We start from the raw sequence: 13764 nt of genomic DNA, 5'->3' as shown, positions 1-13764 counted from the left end.
CGAACAGGCTCAGACGGCGGCGGCGCCGAACTCCTCGCCGAGGGTGACGTCGTACCGGTCGGCGTTCATGACCTTGGTCCAGGCGGCCACGAAATCCTTCACGAACTTCGGACCGGCGTCGGCCGAGGCATAGACTTCCGACAGGGCCCGCAACTGCGAGTTGGAGCCGAAGACCAGGTCGGTGCGGGTCGCGGTCCAGCGTTCCTCGCCGCTGATCCGGTCCGTGCCGACGAAGGTCTCATCCGCATGACCATCGACCTGTTTCCAGCCGGTCTTCATATCCAGCAGGTTGACGAAGAAGTCGTTGGTCAGCTGGCCCGGCCGGTCGGTGAAGACGCCATGCTTCGATCCGCCGTGGTTGGCGCCCAGCACACGCAGGCCGCCGACCAGGACGGTCATCTCCGGCGCCGTCAGACCCAGAAGCTGGGCCCGATCGACCAGCAGCTCCTCGGTCGGAACGTTGAAGCGCACCTGCAGATAGTTGCGGAAACCGTCGGCGCGCGGTTCCAGAACCGCGAAGCCCTCGACATCGGTCTGTTCCTGCGAAGCGTCGGTCCGGCCGGGGGTGAAGGGAACCTCGACCGGCTGGCCCGCGGCCTTCGCCGCCTGCTCGACGCCGACGGAGCCGCCCAGCACGATCAGGTCGGCGATGGAGGCGTTGGTCCCGGCCTTGATGTCTTCATAGACCTTGAGGACCTTGGCCAGTTTCGCCGGTTCATTGACGTCCCAGTCCTTCTGCGGGGCCAGGCGCAGACGCCCGCCGTTGGCGCCGCCGCGATGGTCCGAGCCGCGATAGGTCACGGCCGAGGCCCAGGCGGTCGAGACCAGCTCGGCCACGGACAGGCCCGAGGCCGCGATCTTCGCCTTCAGGGCGGCGATATCGGCGGCGCCGAGGGCCGGGCCGGACGGCGCGGGAATCGGATCCTGCCAGATCAGGTCCTCGGCGGGGACCTCCGGACCGAGGTAGCGGACCTTGGGGCCCATGTCGCGGTGGCACAGCTTGAACCAGGCGCGGGCGAAGGTGTCGCCGAAATAGGCCGGATCGGCGCGGAACCGCTCCATGATCTTGCGGTATTCCGGGTCGATCTTGAACGCCATGTCGGCGGTGGTCATCATCGTCGGGACGCGCTTGCCCGGCGTGTGGGCGGCGGGGGCCAGGGTCTCCGGCGGATTGCCGACCGGCTGCCACTGCTTGGCGCCCGCCGGGCTGCGGACCAGCTCATAGTCATGGTCCAGCAGCATGTCGAAGAAGCTCATGTCCCAGGTGATCGGGGTCGGGGTCCACGCGCCCTCGATGCCCGAGGTGATGGCGTGGTCGCCCACGCCGCTCTCGTGGCCCGAGATCCAGCCGAGGCCCTGCTGCGCGATGTCAGCGCCTTCGGGGCTGATCCCGACCTTCGAGGCGTCGCCGGCGCCGTGGGCCTTGCCGAAGGTGTGACCCCCGGCGGTCAGGGCGGCCGTCTCCTCATCGTTCATGCCCATGCGGGCGAAGGTCTCGCGGATGTCGCGGGCCGAGGCGAGGGCTTCCGGCACGCCGCCCGGACCTTCGGGATTGACGTAGATGAGGCCCATCTGGATCGCCGCCAGCGGCTCTTCCAGCGCCATCTGCTTGTCCGGCTGGATGCGGGTCTCGTTGCCTTCCTCGCCGACCCACTGCTCCTCGGTGCCCCAGTAGACGTCCTTCTCGGGCTCCCAGACGTCGGCGCGGCCGCCGCCGAAGCCGAACACCGGCCCGCCCATGCTCTCGATGGCCACATTGCCGGCCAGGATCATCAGGTCGGCCCACGACAGGCTGGCCCCGTACTTCTGCTTGATCGGCCACAGCAGGCGGCGCGCCTTGTCCAGGTTGCCGTTGTCCGGCCAGGAATTGAGCGGGGCGAAGCGCTGCTGGCCCGCGCCGGCGCCGCCGCGGCCGTCCCCGGTGCGATAAGTCCCGGCCGAGTGCCAGGCCATGCGGATGAAGAAGGGCCCGTAATGGCCGTAGTCCGCCGGCCACCACGGCTGGCTGTCGGTCATCAGGGCCGTCAGGTCCCGTTTGACCGCGGCATAGTCCAGCGTCTTGAAGGCTTCGGCGTAGTTGAAGTCGTCGCCCATCGGGTCGCCCGACTTGCCCTGCTGATGCAGGATGTCCATCGACAGGTGGTTGGGCCACCAGTCGCGGTTGGTGCGTCCCACAAGGCTGCGGAGCGCCGCGGGCTCCTTCTTCGGATCATTGAGGGGCGAGGGGCCGCCGGCGTTGCCGTCCATGATGTCTTCTCCCTGATGGTGGGAGGAGCCTATGCCCGTACTGTGGACAGGGAAAATCAATAAACTTTGTCGTTGGGAACAGTACAGGTTATGGTCACCCCTCCGACGACCGGGCTGGTTGCAGCAGGTAACGCTTCCTGCACAACTGTCTGGCGATAGCCGGATGAGCCTGTCCCAGGGACAGGCCTGTGTCTCGGGGGCGCGTCACCATGCTGCATTGGCTTCTGACCCTGGTGCTGGCCGGGTTCGTGTTTGTGCAGGCCAGGGCGCTGCAGAAGCTGGAACGCCGGCTGGACATGGTGCTGCGCGCGCTGGAGGCGGCCCAGCGCCGGCCCGCCCCGACGGCGCCGAAACCCGAGGTCGCCCGGGCGGCCCCCGAACCGGCCACGCCGAAGCCGGCGCCCGCCGTCGCCGAAAGTCTCCCCGTCGCGCGCGCCAGCGCTCCCATCACACCGCAGCCCGCCCCCATTTCGCCCGCCCAGCGAACGCCCGCCGACGACTGGAGCGTCTCGGATGACGCGCCGACCTCGCGGTCCGAGCGCCGGTCGGAATGGCGCGCCGAGCCCCGTCCGACGCCGATTCCAGAGCCGCGCCGGTCCTCCCCCGATCTGACTTGGGCCGCGCTGTCGACCTGGCTGGCCGAGAACGGTCTGGCCTGGCTGGGCGGCGGCGGGCTGGCCCTGGGCGGCCTGCTGCTGGTGGTCTACGCCGCCCAGCAGGGCGTCTTCGGCCCGCCGCTGCGCATCGCCGCCGCCGTGGTCCTGGGCGGATTGATGATCGCCGCCAGCGAATGGATCCTGCGTCAGAAGCGTGCGCCCGGCGGGCGGCACCTGCTGGCCGCCGCCGTCGCGGCCGGAGCCGGGGCGGTCACCCTGTATGGCGCGGTCTGCGCGGCCTACACCCTGTACGGCCTGATCCCCTTCCCGGTCGCGGCGATGCTGACGGCGTCCATATCGGTCGGCCTGCTCGGCCTGTCCCTCCGCCATGGCGAACCCCTGGCCCTCCTGGCGCTGTTCGGGGCGGTGATCACGCCGTGGGTGACCGGCATGGACGCCTGGTCCCCGACGGTGCTGTACGCCTACGCCCTGCTGATCGGCGTCACCGGCTTCGTGCTCAGCGCCACGCGGTTGTGGGGCCGGGCCGGTTTCATCACCGTGGCCGGCCTGCTGCTGTGGAGCCTCGCGCCGAAATTCGGGGACGGCTCAGGCCTGCTGATCCTCGCCGCGGCCGGTCCCGTCTTCGCCGTCCTGTGGCGCCGCCGCCAGGGGCTTGAAGACCGGCCGGGCCAGCCCCTCGCGACCTTCCGGGCGCAGCCGGCCGTCGCCCTGATCCTGGCCAGCCTGGTCTCGGCGCATCTGTGGCTGCTGTCTCCGACCGGAGCCGCCGACGTTCCGGAAGCGGTGCTGGTCGCCGGCGTCCTCGTCGCGCTCGGCGCGGCCGTCGTGGCGTTGGGCATGGCCATGCCCATGATCTTCGCGGTCCCCGTCGGCATGGCGGTGCTGGCCTCGCTGCTGACCTTGGCGTCCCTCGCCTACGATCCGGCCCAGCTCACGCCCCTGGTCTGGATCCATGGCCTGACCGCCGTCATCGCCGTCGTCACCCTGATCGGAGCGCTCCGTTCGCCCCCCGCCGCGCGCAGCACCCTGCTGGCGGTCGGCGGTATCGGCCTGGCCCTGCTCGCCAGCCTGTCCTGGCCCCTGCTCGATCAGATCGGCGCTCGCCTGCCCTGGCTGCCCGCCGCCCTGCTGAGCGGCGCGATGTTCGCCTCGGCCGCCGTGATCGCCCGGCGGGTCGAACAGCCCGAGAGCGACAGGGGGCTGACCTTCTGGCTCGCCGCCGCCGCCGAGCTGGCCTTCCTGTCGATCCATGCGGCGGTCCCGACGCATCTGGAGCCACTGGCCCTCGCCGCGGCCGCCCTGCTCCTCGCCGTCGCCGCCGGCCGCCTCGCCTGGCGGGGCCTGGCCCAGGCCAGCGTGGTCGGCGGCCTGCTGACCCTGGCCATGCTGTTCCGCTTCGACTTCATCGGCGCGGCGCTGGACGGGCGGCTGGCCCTGCCGGTCGCGATGGGCGTCTCCATCGGCGCCGCGGCCCTTCTGTTCCTCGGCGCCCGGCTGATGTCCGGTCCGGACGGAGCGCGGCGCAACGAGGTCGAGGCTCAGGTCACCGCCTCCCTGATGGTGCTGCTGACCGGCCTGTTCATCGGCCTGCATGTCCTGCTGGCCGGCGTGAAGGGCGACGTGTCGGGCGGTCTGTTCGAAGGCGCCCTGCGCACGCTTCTGCTGCTGGCCGCCGGGGTCCTGCTGGTCACCCGTCAGCGGCCTGACGACGGCCCCATCGCCCGCTGGCGCACGGTCATCGTGGTCGGGGTCGGCGCTCTGCACGGAATGCTGATGCAAGGGCTGGTCTGGAACCCGTGGTGGGGCGGCGGCGCGGCGCCGGTCGGCCTGCCGGTGGTCAACACCCTGATCGTCGCCTTCCTGGCCCCCGCGGCCCTGCTGGCCGTCAGTGCATGGCGCCGGCGTCCGGCCGACGTCTGGACCCGGGTCTGGGCGGCGGCGGCCGCGCTGTTCGCCTTCCTCTGGGCCCTGCTGGTCCTGCGTCATCTGTTCCATGGCGACGCCATGAATTGGGCCGGGATCGGCCGCGCCGAGAGCGCCGCCTACGCCGTCCTGCTGTTGCTGACCGGCCAGGCCCTGACGCTCCGGGCCCGAAGCGAATGGACCGGGATCATCGCCCGGTCGCTGAACTGGATCGCGCTGGGCGTGTCGGTGCTGGTGTTCGGCCTCTATGCCAGCCCGTGGTGGGGCCCGCTGGACGCCCCGCTGGCCTCCGTGCCTCACGCCCTGCTGCTGTTCGCCCTCTACGCCGCGGGCGCCGGGCTGATCTTCGGCCTGCGCAAGGGGCCGGGCGCCCAGGGCAAGGCCGCGACGGCGGCGACGGTCGGCGTTCTGTTCGTCCTGATGACCCTGCTGATCCGCTGGGTCTTCCATGGCGTGGATATGGGCGACGCGTCGGAGGGCGGCGGGCTGGAGACCTGGACCTTCTCGACCCTGTGGGCGGTGTTCGGTCTGGCGGCCCTGAGCCTGGGCACGCTGCGCAAGGACGCGACCCTGCGCTGGGCGGGCCTGCTGGTGCTGCTGGTCACGGCGGTGAAGGTGCTGTTCTTCGATCTCAGCCAGTTGCAGGGCATCGTCCGCGCCGCCTCCTTCCTGGTGGTCGGAGCCCTGTTCCTGGCCGGGGCGCTGGCCGCGCGGCGGCTGAACACCCGGCCGAAGACCGACGACGCGCCCGCTGGAGAAACCTAGACGGCGTCCTCCGTCTCGCCGAACCACCGCATCCGGCAGGCCATGACGGCGGTCTCGCCCAGACGCTCGACCAGCCGCCAGTTGACCACCGCCCCGATCGGCGCGCCGACCAGGGGGATCAGCTGCGCCATCTTGGCCAGATCGATGTAGTCGCGGTACTCGATCTGGAAGGTCCGCCAGTCGTATTCGGTGAGAATCTCCGGCTGGTCGACGCCGGCGATCCACTTCTCCAGGTCCGCCAGGGCCTCGGGCCGCCGCCGCGCGCTGGCGAAGGCCAGGTGGAAGATATGCAGCACGAACAGCCGCTCGCGCACAGAGCCGCCGCCCCAGCCATAGGCCGCGACCACGTCGCCCAGCATCCGCACCTTGATGGCCATCAGGGCCGGAAAGTCCGCCGCCGCCAGCACGAAACCGCCGGCCCCGGCCACCCCGCCCTCGACGCTGGCGGTGTTGCGGTAGGCGCGGATCGCCGCCCGGGCCCGCTGCTCTCGCGCCGCCAGAGAGCCTTCCGCCGTGCGCCGCGGCTGGATCAGGTCCGAGCCGAGCAGGATGCCCTTGGTCATCGCCTCGACGCCCGAGGTGATGATGGCGTGGACGCGCTCGGGGATGATGCGGTTGATCCGGTCCTGCGTCCCCCGCGTCGCCTTGTCCCAAAGGCCGGGCCGCTTCAGCACCCTGTCCCGCCAGACCTGCATCTCGGCCCGGATCGCCCGCTCGTCCGTGATCGCGACGAGACCCGTCGGCACCTCATCGGGGGCGACGAATTCGGGCAGGGTCTCGGGGGGATGGGTCATGGTCGGGAAAACCTCACGCGGCGTCACGGTTGCAGGCGAAAGCGCGCGGGTCTAGACCGCCGCCAACCTTCCCTCCCCACCCTGACCCGGCCTCAGGTAGCGCAAAGCGCGGTAGGCCAACGGAGAATGATATGGCTCGCGCGAAGATCGCCCTCATCGGCGCCGGTATGATCGGCGGCACCCTGGCCCACGTGGCCGCGCGTGAAGCGCTGGGCGACATCATCCTGTTCGACATCGCCGAAGGCACCCCGCAAGGCAAGGCGCTGGATATCGCCGAGGCCTCCGCCGTGTTCGGCCAGGACGTGGCCCTGAAGGGCGCCAACGACTACGCCGACATCGCCGGCGCCGATATCTGCATCGTCACCGCCGGCGTGCCGCGCAAGCCGGGCATGAGCCGCGACGACCTGATCGGCATCAACCTGAAGGTCATGAAGGCCGTGGGTGAAGGCATCAAGGCCCACGCGCCGAACGCCTTCGTCATCTGCATCACCAACCCGCTCGACGCCATGGTGTGGGCCCTGCAGAAATTCTCGGGCCTGCCCAAGGAAAAGGTCGTCGGCATGGCCGGCGTGCTCGACTCGGCCCGCTTCGCCTACTTCCTGGCCGAAAAGACCGGCGTCTCGGTGCAGGACATTCACGCCTGGACCCTGGGCGGTCACGGCGACGACATGGTCCCGATGGTCCGTCACTCGACGGTCGGCGGCCTGCCGCTGCCGGACGCCGTCGCCGCCGGCTTCCTGACCCAGGCCGAACTGGACGCCATCGTCGAGCGCACCCGCAAGGGCGGCGGCGAGATCGTGGCCCTGCTGAAGACCGGCTCGGCCTTCTACGCCCCGGCTGAATCGGCCATCGCCATGGCCCGCTCCTACCTGCTGGACCAGAAGCGCGTCCTGCCCTGCGCCGTCTGGCTGTCGGGCGAATACGGCCTGTCGGACCTCTACGTCGGCGTGCCGGCCCTGATCGGCGCCGGCGGCGTCGAGAAGGTCATCGAGTTCACCACCAACGCCGACGAAAAGGCGATGTTCGCCAAGTCGGTCGAGTCGGTGCAGGGCCTGATCCAGGCGTGCAAGGACATCGAGCCCTCGCTGGCTTGATCTGACAACGTCCCGGTCGCCCGCTTGCGGGCGCCGGCCACCCATAAGAAAGGGCGCCCCGGTTTCCCGGGGCGCCCTCTTTTGTTTCAGCTGAAGCGCTGAACGATACGGACCCCGCTTTCGCCGGGACGTCACGAGACGGGCGTCGCCGCCCGCCTCGATCCGGTTAGAAGTCCATGTCGCCCATACCGCCCATGCCGCCCATGCCGCCCGGAGCGGCGCCGGCCGAGGCCTTCTTCGGCGCGTCGGCGACAGCGGCTTCCGTCGTGATCAGGATGCCGGCCACGGAGGCGGCGTCCTGCAGGGCGGTGCGGACCACCTTGGCGGGGTCGATGACGCCCATCTTGACCAGGTCGCCGTACTCTTCGGTCTGGGCGTTGAAGCCGAACGACTTGTCGGCGTTCTCCAGCACCTTGCCGACCACGATCGAGCCTTCGACGCCCGCGTTTTCCGAGATCTGACGGATCGGGGCCTGGATGGCGCGGCGGATGATGGCGATGCCGGCGGTCTGGTCGGCGTTGTCGCCGGTCAGGCCTTCCAGCGCCTTGGTCGCCTTCAGCAGCGCGATGCCGCCGCCCGGGACGATGCCTTCTTCAACGGCCGCGCGGGTCGCGTTCAGGGCGTCGTCGACGCGGTCCTTCTTCTCTTTCACTTCGACTTCGGTCGAGCCGCCGACGCGGATGACAGCAACGCCGCCGGCCAGCTTGGCCAGACGTTCCTGCAGCTTTTCCTTGTCGTAGTCCGAGGTCGTGGCTTCGATCTGGGCCTTGATCTGGCCGATGCGGGCCTCGATCGCGTCCTTCTCACCGACGCCGTCGACGATGGTGGTGTCGTCCTTGGTGATGGTGATCTTCTTGGACTTGCCGAGCATGTCGAGGGTGACGTTCTCGAGCTTGATGCCCAGGTCTTCCGAGATGACCTGACCGCCGGTCAGGACGGCGATGTCTTCCAGCATGGCCTTGCGGCGGTCGCCGAAGCCCGGAGCCTTGACGGCGGCGACGCGCAGGCCGCCCCGCAGCTTGTTGACGACCAGGGTGGCCAGGGCCTCGCCCTCGATGTCCTCGGCGATGATCACCAGCGGACGGCCCGATTGCACGACGGCTTCCAGGATCGGCAGCATGGCCTGCAGCGAGGACAGCTTCTTCTCGTGGAGCAGGATGAGCGGCTCCTCGAGTTGAACCTCCATCTTGTCGGCGTTGGTGATGAAGTAGGGCGACAGGTAGCCGCGGTCGAACTGCATGCCTTCGACGACGTCCAGCTCGGTTTCAGCCGTCTTGGCTTCCTCGACGGTGATGACGCCTTCGTTGCCGACTTTTTCCATCGCCTTGGCGATCATCTCGCCGACTTCGGAGTCGCCGTTGGCCGAGATGGTGCCGACCTGGGCGATCTCGGAGTTGTTCGAGACCTTCTTGGCCGAGGCCTTGATGTCGGCCAGGACGACCGTGACGGCCTTGTCGATGCCGCGCTTCAGATCCATCGGGTTCATGCCGGCGGCGACGGACTTGAGGCCTTCCTGCACGATCGATTGCGCCAGGACGGTCGCGGTGGTGGTGCCGTCGCCCGCCTTGTCGTTCGTCTTCGAAGCGACTTCGCGGATCATCTGGGCGCCCATGTTCTCGAAGGCGTCTTCCAGCTCGATCTCTTTGGCGACCGACACGCCGTCCTTGGTCGAGCGCGGGGCCCCGAAGGACTTCTGGATCACGACGTTGCGGCCCTTGGGACCCAGGGTCACCTTCACCGCATTGGCGAGGATGTTGACGCCGCGCAGCATCTTTTCGCGGGCGTCGGTAGAGAACTGAACTTGTTTGGCAGCCATCAGGCAGCTCCTAATTCTATGATTTTGGGGAGGAAAGTCAGACGCGGGTGCTTAGGACAGCACGCCCAGGACGTCCGATTCCTTCATGATGATCAGGTCTTCGCCGTCGATCTTGATCTCGGTGCCCGACCACTTGCCGAACAGGATGCGGTCGCCGGCCTTCAGTTCCAGCGCATTGACCTTGCCGCTGTCATCGCGGGCGCCCGGGCCGACGGAGACGACTTCGCCTTCCTGCGGCTTTTCCTTGGCGGTGTCGGGGATGATGATCCCGCCCTTGGTCTTGGATTCTTCTTCAACGCGCTTCACGAGCACGCGGTCGCCGAGCGGACGAAACGCCATCTGATGTATCTCCCTTGAGAAGTTCGATGCGCGACCCGGGCGACCGTCGATTTTGGCAGCCGACAGCCCCGAGTGCTAACGCGAGCGGGAGGTAGGGCGGGCGGCCCACAGCGTCAAGCAGGACCGCTGATTTAAGAGGATCAATCGGTCGCGGCGGCCAGGGTCCAGGCGGCCTCGACCTGCCGCGCGAACAGGGGACGGGCCCCGCGCACGCGGGTGCGCCAGTCGCGGCCGCGGGCCTGCTGGCCCAGCAGGTCGCCCAGCCCGCCGCGCACCAGCACCAGGGCTTCGTCCGAGCGCGCCCGGTTGATCAGGAAGCCCGCATACTGCTCTGTTCCGGCCAGGGCCGTGGCGTGGGCGGGCGGCAGGCGGGCGCCGGCGATGGTCCGGGCGCGGCGGTACAGGCCTTCCGCCTCCTCGCCCCGGCCCAGCCGGTCCAGCACGGCGGCGTAGCCGGTCAGGGTGTCCAGCAGGTCCGGGCTGTCGGCGCCGACGCCGGCCTCGGAGATCGCCAGCCCCTGCCGGAACGGCTCCTCGGCCTCGGTCCAGCGCCCCTGGTCGGACAGGGCGTAGCCGATGTTGGCGCGGGCGTTGCCGGTGAAGGGATGATCCGGCCCGACGATCTCCAGGGCCAGCGCCAGCGCTCGGCGGAACGGCGCCTCGGCCCGCGCCCCGTCGCCGGCGACATGCAGGAACCAGCCGTAATTGGTCAGGCACTGGGCCAGCAGCACCGGATCATTGGCCCCCTCGGCGATGGTCACGGCGCGCACATACAGCGGCTCGGCCTGATGCGCGCGCCCGGTGCGGCGCAGGGAGTTGCCCAGGTTCGACAGTACGATGGCGACATGGAAGTCGTCGGGGCCGTACAGCACCTCATACATGCCCAGCACCTGCCGATAGAGGGGATCGGCCTCGGCGTGGCGGCCCTGGGCGGTCAGGGCGTTGGCGACCAGGTTCAGGCTGTCGGCGGTCTTCTCGTGCACCTCGCCCAGCTGGGCCCGGCGGATGGCCAGACTTTCGCGCGCGGCGGCCTCGGCCTCCTCGTTGCGGCCCAGGGCGTCCAAGGTCCGGGCCCGGTCGTAGATCAGGGTGGCCCGCTCCAGCGGATCGGAGGCCTCGTCCATCAGGGACAGGGCCCGCTCGAGGTCTGCCAGGGCCCCGGGATAGTCGCCGACCTCCAGCTTCAGACGCGCCTGCACCGCCAGCGGGTGGACCAGCGCCTTCGCGACCGGGCCCAGCCGCGTCTCCACCACCTCGACCGCGGCCTTCAGCGCCGCCCCGGCGCCGGGGACGTCATCGGCGCCGTAGCGTTCGATACCCAGGGCCACCAGGGCCTCGGCGGCCGCCTGCGGGTCGCTCTCGCGGACGAGGATGGCGCGCACCGGGTCGATTTCGGTCTCGGCCGAGATGCGCACATCGGCCGGGGGCGGCGGGGGCGGCGGAGGGGGTGGCGGCGGGGGCGGAACCGGCGCGGGCCGGGTCGGGCGGGGAGGCGGCTCCTGAGGCGGGGCGGTCTGGGCGAGGGCCTGCGTCGCCGCCAGCGCCAGCGCCGCCCCCAGAATCCCGATCCCGATCAGCCGCCGCACCCGCGCCTCCCCCTCAGACCCGCACAGGGCCGCATTACGGCGTTGTATGCAAGGTGAACCGTATCTGAACGCCTCCCCCCGAACTCGTTCAGACGGCCACGCTCATAAGGGTCTCCACAACCGGCGGACAGCGCCGAACCGTTTGAAGGGACACGACCATGAAGATGCTTTCGAAGATCGCTTTCGCCTCGCCGGCCCTGGTCGGCGCCCTGGCCCTGATGGCCGCCGCCCCCGCCGAGGCCCAGAGCCGTGACCGCGACAACACCGGCCGCAACGCCATCGTCGGCGCCGTCGTCGGCGGCCTGGCCGGCGCCCTGATCGGCAACGGCGACGGCACCTACATCGCCGGCGGCGCGCTTGCCGGCGCGGCGGTCGGCACCGCCTCCAGCAATCGCGGCGACGACTGCGGCTACTACCGCGGCGGCCGGTGCTACCGGAACCAGGGCCACTGGGAACGCGAGCACGGCATCAACAGCCGCGACCCGCGCTGGGAGCAGCGCCAGGACTATCGCGACTACCGTCGTGATCGCCGCGACGACCGCTATGACCGTCGCGACCGCGACTACCGCTACGATCGCCGCTGGTAGTCAGACACCTCTTCGTCCGGCCGCATAAGTAGGCCGGACGTGGGCGAGGAAGGCGGCCCCTCTGCAACGGGGCCGCCTTTTTCTTCGCACCCTCTCCCGATGGAGAGGGCTTGAGCGCACGAGGGCGCAGCCGTCGTCCCTGCGCGAAAGGGTGAGGGTCGATCCTTGGCGGTCGGCGTAAGCTGTGTCGCCGACCGGAGCGGCGGAAGGCCGAATGAATCAGCGTCCCCTCATCCGAGCGGGCTACGCCCGGCCACCTTCTCCCATCGGGAGAAGGTCCCTGTGGGTCACACCATCAGCCGCTTCATCAGTTCCGCCGTCGACGGGTCCAGCCCCGGCGAGGGTTCGCCCGCCTCGACGTCCTTGAGGATCGCCTTGGCCAGGACCTTGCCCAGCTCGACGCCCCACTGGTCGAAGCTGTTGATGTCCCAGATCACGCCCTCGACGAACGTCTTGTGCTCATAAAGGGCCAGCAGGGCGCCCACGGCCTCGGGGGTCAGGGCGTCGGTCAGGATGGTGGTCGAGGGCCGGTCGCCGGGGAAGGTCTTGTGCGGGGCCAGACGGTCGGCCTCGGCTTCGTCGGCGCCCGCCGCGATCAGCTCGGCCCGCGCCTGGGCCTCGGTCTTGCCGACCATCAGGGCCTGGGCCTGGGCCAGGGCGTTCGACCACAGGGGGGCGTCGCCCTCGCGGTCGTCGATCGCCGCCGTCGAGGTGTGGGCGACCACCACGAACTCGGCGGGGACCACCGTCGGACCCTGGTGAATCTGCTGGAAGAAGGCGTGCTGACCGTTGGTGCCGGGCTCGCCGAAGACGATGGGGCCTGTGCCGGTGTCCACGGGGCTTCCGTCACGCTTCACCCGCTTGCCGTTCGACTCCATCTCCAACTGCTGCAGGAAGGCGGGCAGGCGGCGCAGGCCGTGGGCGTAGGGGGCGACGGTGCGGGCGTTGCGGCCCAGGCCCTCGACGTTGAAGATCTGCGCCAGGGCCAGCAGCACCGGGGCGTTCTTCTCAAGGTCCGCGTGAGTGAAATGCTCGTCCATGGCGCGGGCGCCGGCCAGCACCCGCTCGAACACGTCCCAGCCCAGCGCCACGGCGACCGACAGGCTGACCGCCGACCACAGCGAATAGCGGCCGCCGACCCAGTCGCGGAAGCCGAAGGTGCGGCCGCAGCCCCAGTCCTTGGCCTTCTCCGGCGCGGCGGTGACCCCGACCAGATGCCGGACCATACGGCGCGGCGACAGGCTCTCGGCCAGCCAGGCCTTGGCCAGGTCGGCGTTGGCCAGCGTCTCCTGCGTGGTGAAGGTCTTGGACACCACCACGATCAGCGTCGTCTCCGGATCCAGCCCGGCCAGGGCCTCGGCCATGTCGCGCGGATCGATGTTGGCGACGAAGCGCAGGTCGATAGCCGGCTCCAGCGGGCGCAGGGCGTCCCACAGCAGGCGCGGCCCCAGGTCCGAGCCGCCGATGCCGATGTGGACGATGGCCGTGAACGGCTGCTTGGTCCCGCCGGTGTCCGCGCCCGACCGGATGTCGGCGGTCCAGGCCGCCATGGCCTTGCGGGTCTCGTCGACCTCCTTCGACACCGGTTCGCCCAGGGCGTGGAAGTCGGCGCCGGCGGCGGCGCGCAGGGCCGGGTGCAGGACCGCGCGGCCTTCGGTGTTGTTCACGGCCTCGCCGCCGAACAGGGCGGCGCGACGGCCCTCGACGTCACAGGCCCGCGCCACGTCCAGCGCGGCCTCGAAGCCCTCGGCGCTCCACGACTGTTTCGACAGGTCCAGATACAGGCCCGCGGCGTCCACGCTCATCCGGTCGACGCGGCCCGGATCGGTCGCGAAATGATGGACGATGCGCGCCCCTGCGTCCTTGCGCGCGACGGCGCGGAGCAGGTCGAGGGCTTGTTTGCGAGCGGTCATCGGCGGGGGACTCGATGCGGGAGAGGTAAACCCTCGTTTACGGGTCGGGCGTAAGCCGGTTCAACGCTGAATCCGTGATTCGG

General features: G+C 70.0%; 9 protein-coding genes. 3 read left to right on the top strand and 6 right to left on the bottom strand.

Features of this window, described 5'->3' with window-relative positions:
• Positions 1-9 precede the first annotated feature (9 nt).
• Positions 10-2247 (bottom strand): catalase/peroxidase HPI, encoded by a 2238-nt coding sequence (gene katG / locus AC07NB_RS14675; protein WP_494570586.1) that lies wholly within the window; start codon positions 2245-2247, stop codon positions 10-12.
• 209 nt (positions 2248-2456) lie between these two features.
• On the opposite strand from katG, the gene AC07NB_RS14670 reads away from it, so the two are divergent.
• Positions 2457-5552, top strand: a complete 3096-nt coding sequence (locus AC07NB_RS14670; RefSeq protein WP_494570585.1) for a DUF2339 domain-containing protein — start codon at positions 2457-2459, stop codon at positions 5550-5552.
• Here the strand turns inward: AC07NB_RS14670 and AC07NB_RS14665 are convergent.
• Entirely contained in the window at positions 5549-6346 is a 798-nt protein-coding gene (locus AC07NB_RS14665; protein WP_494570584.1) for an EcsC family protein, read from the bottom strand. The two genes, AC07NB_RS14670 and AC07NB_RS14665, sit on opposite strands and share 4 nt — an antisense overlap.
• Positions 6347-6477: 131 nt before the next feature.
• Between AC07NB_RS14665 and mdh the strand changes: the two genes are divergently transcribed.
• Entirely contained in the window at positions 6478-7440 is a 963-nt protein-coding gene (gene mdh / locus AC07NB_RS14660) for a malate dehydrogenase (protein WP_291835762.1), read from the top strand.
• Between the two features lie 166 nt (positions 7441-7606).
• Here mdh and groL read toward each other — a convergent pair whose 3' ends face one another.
• From groL to AC07NB_RS14645, 3 genes are all read right to left on the bottom strand, one after another.
• Positions 7607-9256, bottom strand: a complete 1650-nt coding sequence (gene groL / locus AC07NB_RS14655) for a chaperonin GroEL (protein WP_492312026.1) — start codon at positions 9254-9256, stop codon at positions 7607-7609.
• 51 nt (positions 9257-9307) lie between these two features.
• Positions 9308-9595: a co-chaperone GroES gene (gene groES, locus AC07NB_RS14650; protein WP_492312025.1), complete on the bottom strand. Its 288-nt coding sequence runs from the start codon at positions 9593-9595 to the stop codon at positions 9308-9310.
• 140 nt (positions 9596-9735) lie between these two features.
• Positions 9736-11181 (bottom strand): tetratricopeptide repeat protein, encoded by a 1446-nt coding sequence (locus tag AC07NB_RS14645; RefSeq protein WP_494570583.1) that lies wholly within the window; start codon positions 11179-11181, stop codon positions 9736-9738.
• 158 nt (positions 11182-11339) lie between these two features.
• Here AC07NB_RS14645 and AC07NB_RS14640 point away from each other — a divergent pair, with 158 nt between their 5' ends.
• Positions 11340-11768: a YMGG-like glycine zipper-containing protein gene (locus AC07NB_RS14640; RefSeq protein ID WP_494570582.1), complete on the top strand. Its 429-nt coding sequence runs from the start codon at positions 11340-11342 to the stop codon at positions 11766-11768.
• Between the two features lie 287 nt (positions 11769-12055).
• Here AC07NB_RS14640 and pgi read toward each other — a convergent pair whose 3' ends face one another.
• The gene (gene pgi, locus AC07NB_RS14635) at positions 12056-13681 is read right to left on the bottom strand and encodes a glucose-6-phosphate isomerase (protein WP_494570581.1); all 1626 of its coding nucleotides are present in this window, start codon (positions 13679-13681) and stop codon (positions 12056-12058) included.
• Between the last annotated feature and the right edge of the window lie 83 nt (positions 13682-13764).

Source organism: Brevundimonas sp. GW821-FHT09G01 (assembly GCF_059416065.1).
The sequence above is the reverse complement of the archived record's forward strand: the minus strand, read 5'-3'. Positions and strand labels throughout refer to the sequence as shown.

Coding starts and splice junctions, on each gene's coding strand:
- AC07NB_RS14640 (WP_494570582.1), top strand. CDS start 11,340: ATGAAGATGCTTTCGAAGATCGCTTTCGCCTCGCCGGCCCTGGTCGGC.
- groES (WP_492312025.1), bottom strand. CDS start 9,595: ATGGCGTTTCGTCCGCTCGGCGACCGCGTGCTCGTGAAGCGCGTTGAA.
- mdh (WP_291835762.1), top strand. CDS start 6,478: ATGGCTCGCGCGAAGATCGCCCTCATCGGCGCCGGTATGATCGGCGGC.
- katG (WP_494570586.1), bottom strand. CDS start 2,247: ATGGACGGCAACGCCGGCGGCCCCTCGCCCCTCAATGATCCGAAGAAG.
- AC07NB_RS14665 (WP_494570584.1), bottom strand. CDS start 6,346: ATGACCCATCCCCCCGAGACCCTGCCCGAATTCGTCGCCCCCGATGAG.
- groL (WP_492312026.1), bottom strand. CDS start 9,256: ATGGCTGCCAAACAAGTTCAGTTCTCTACCGACGCCCGCGAAAAGATG.
- AC07NB_RS14670 (WP_494570585.1), top strand. CDS start 2,457: ATGCTGCATTGGCTTCTGACCCTGGTGCTGGCCGGGTTCGTGTTTGTG.
- pgi (WP_494570581.1), bottom strand. CDS start 13,681: ATGACCGCTCGCAAACAAGCCCTCGACCTGCTCCGCGCCGTCGCGCGC.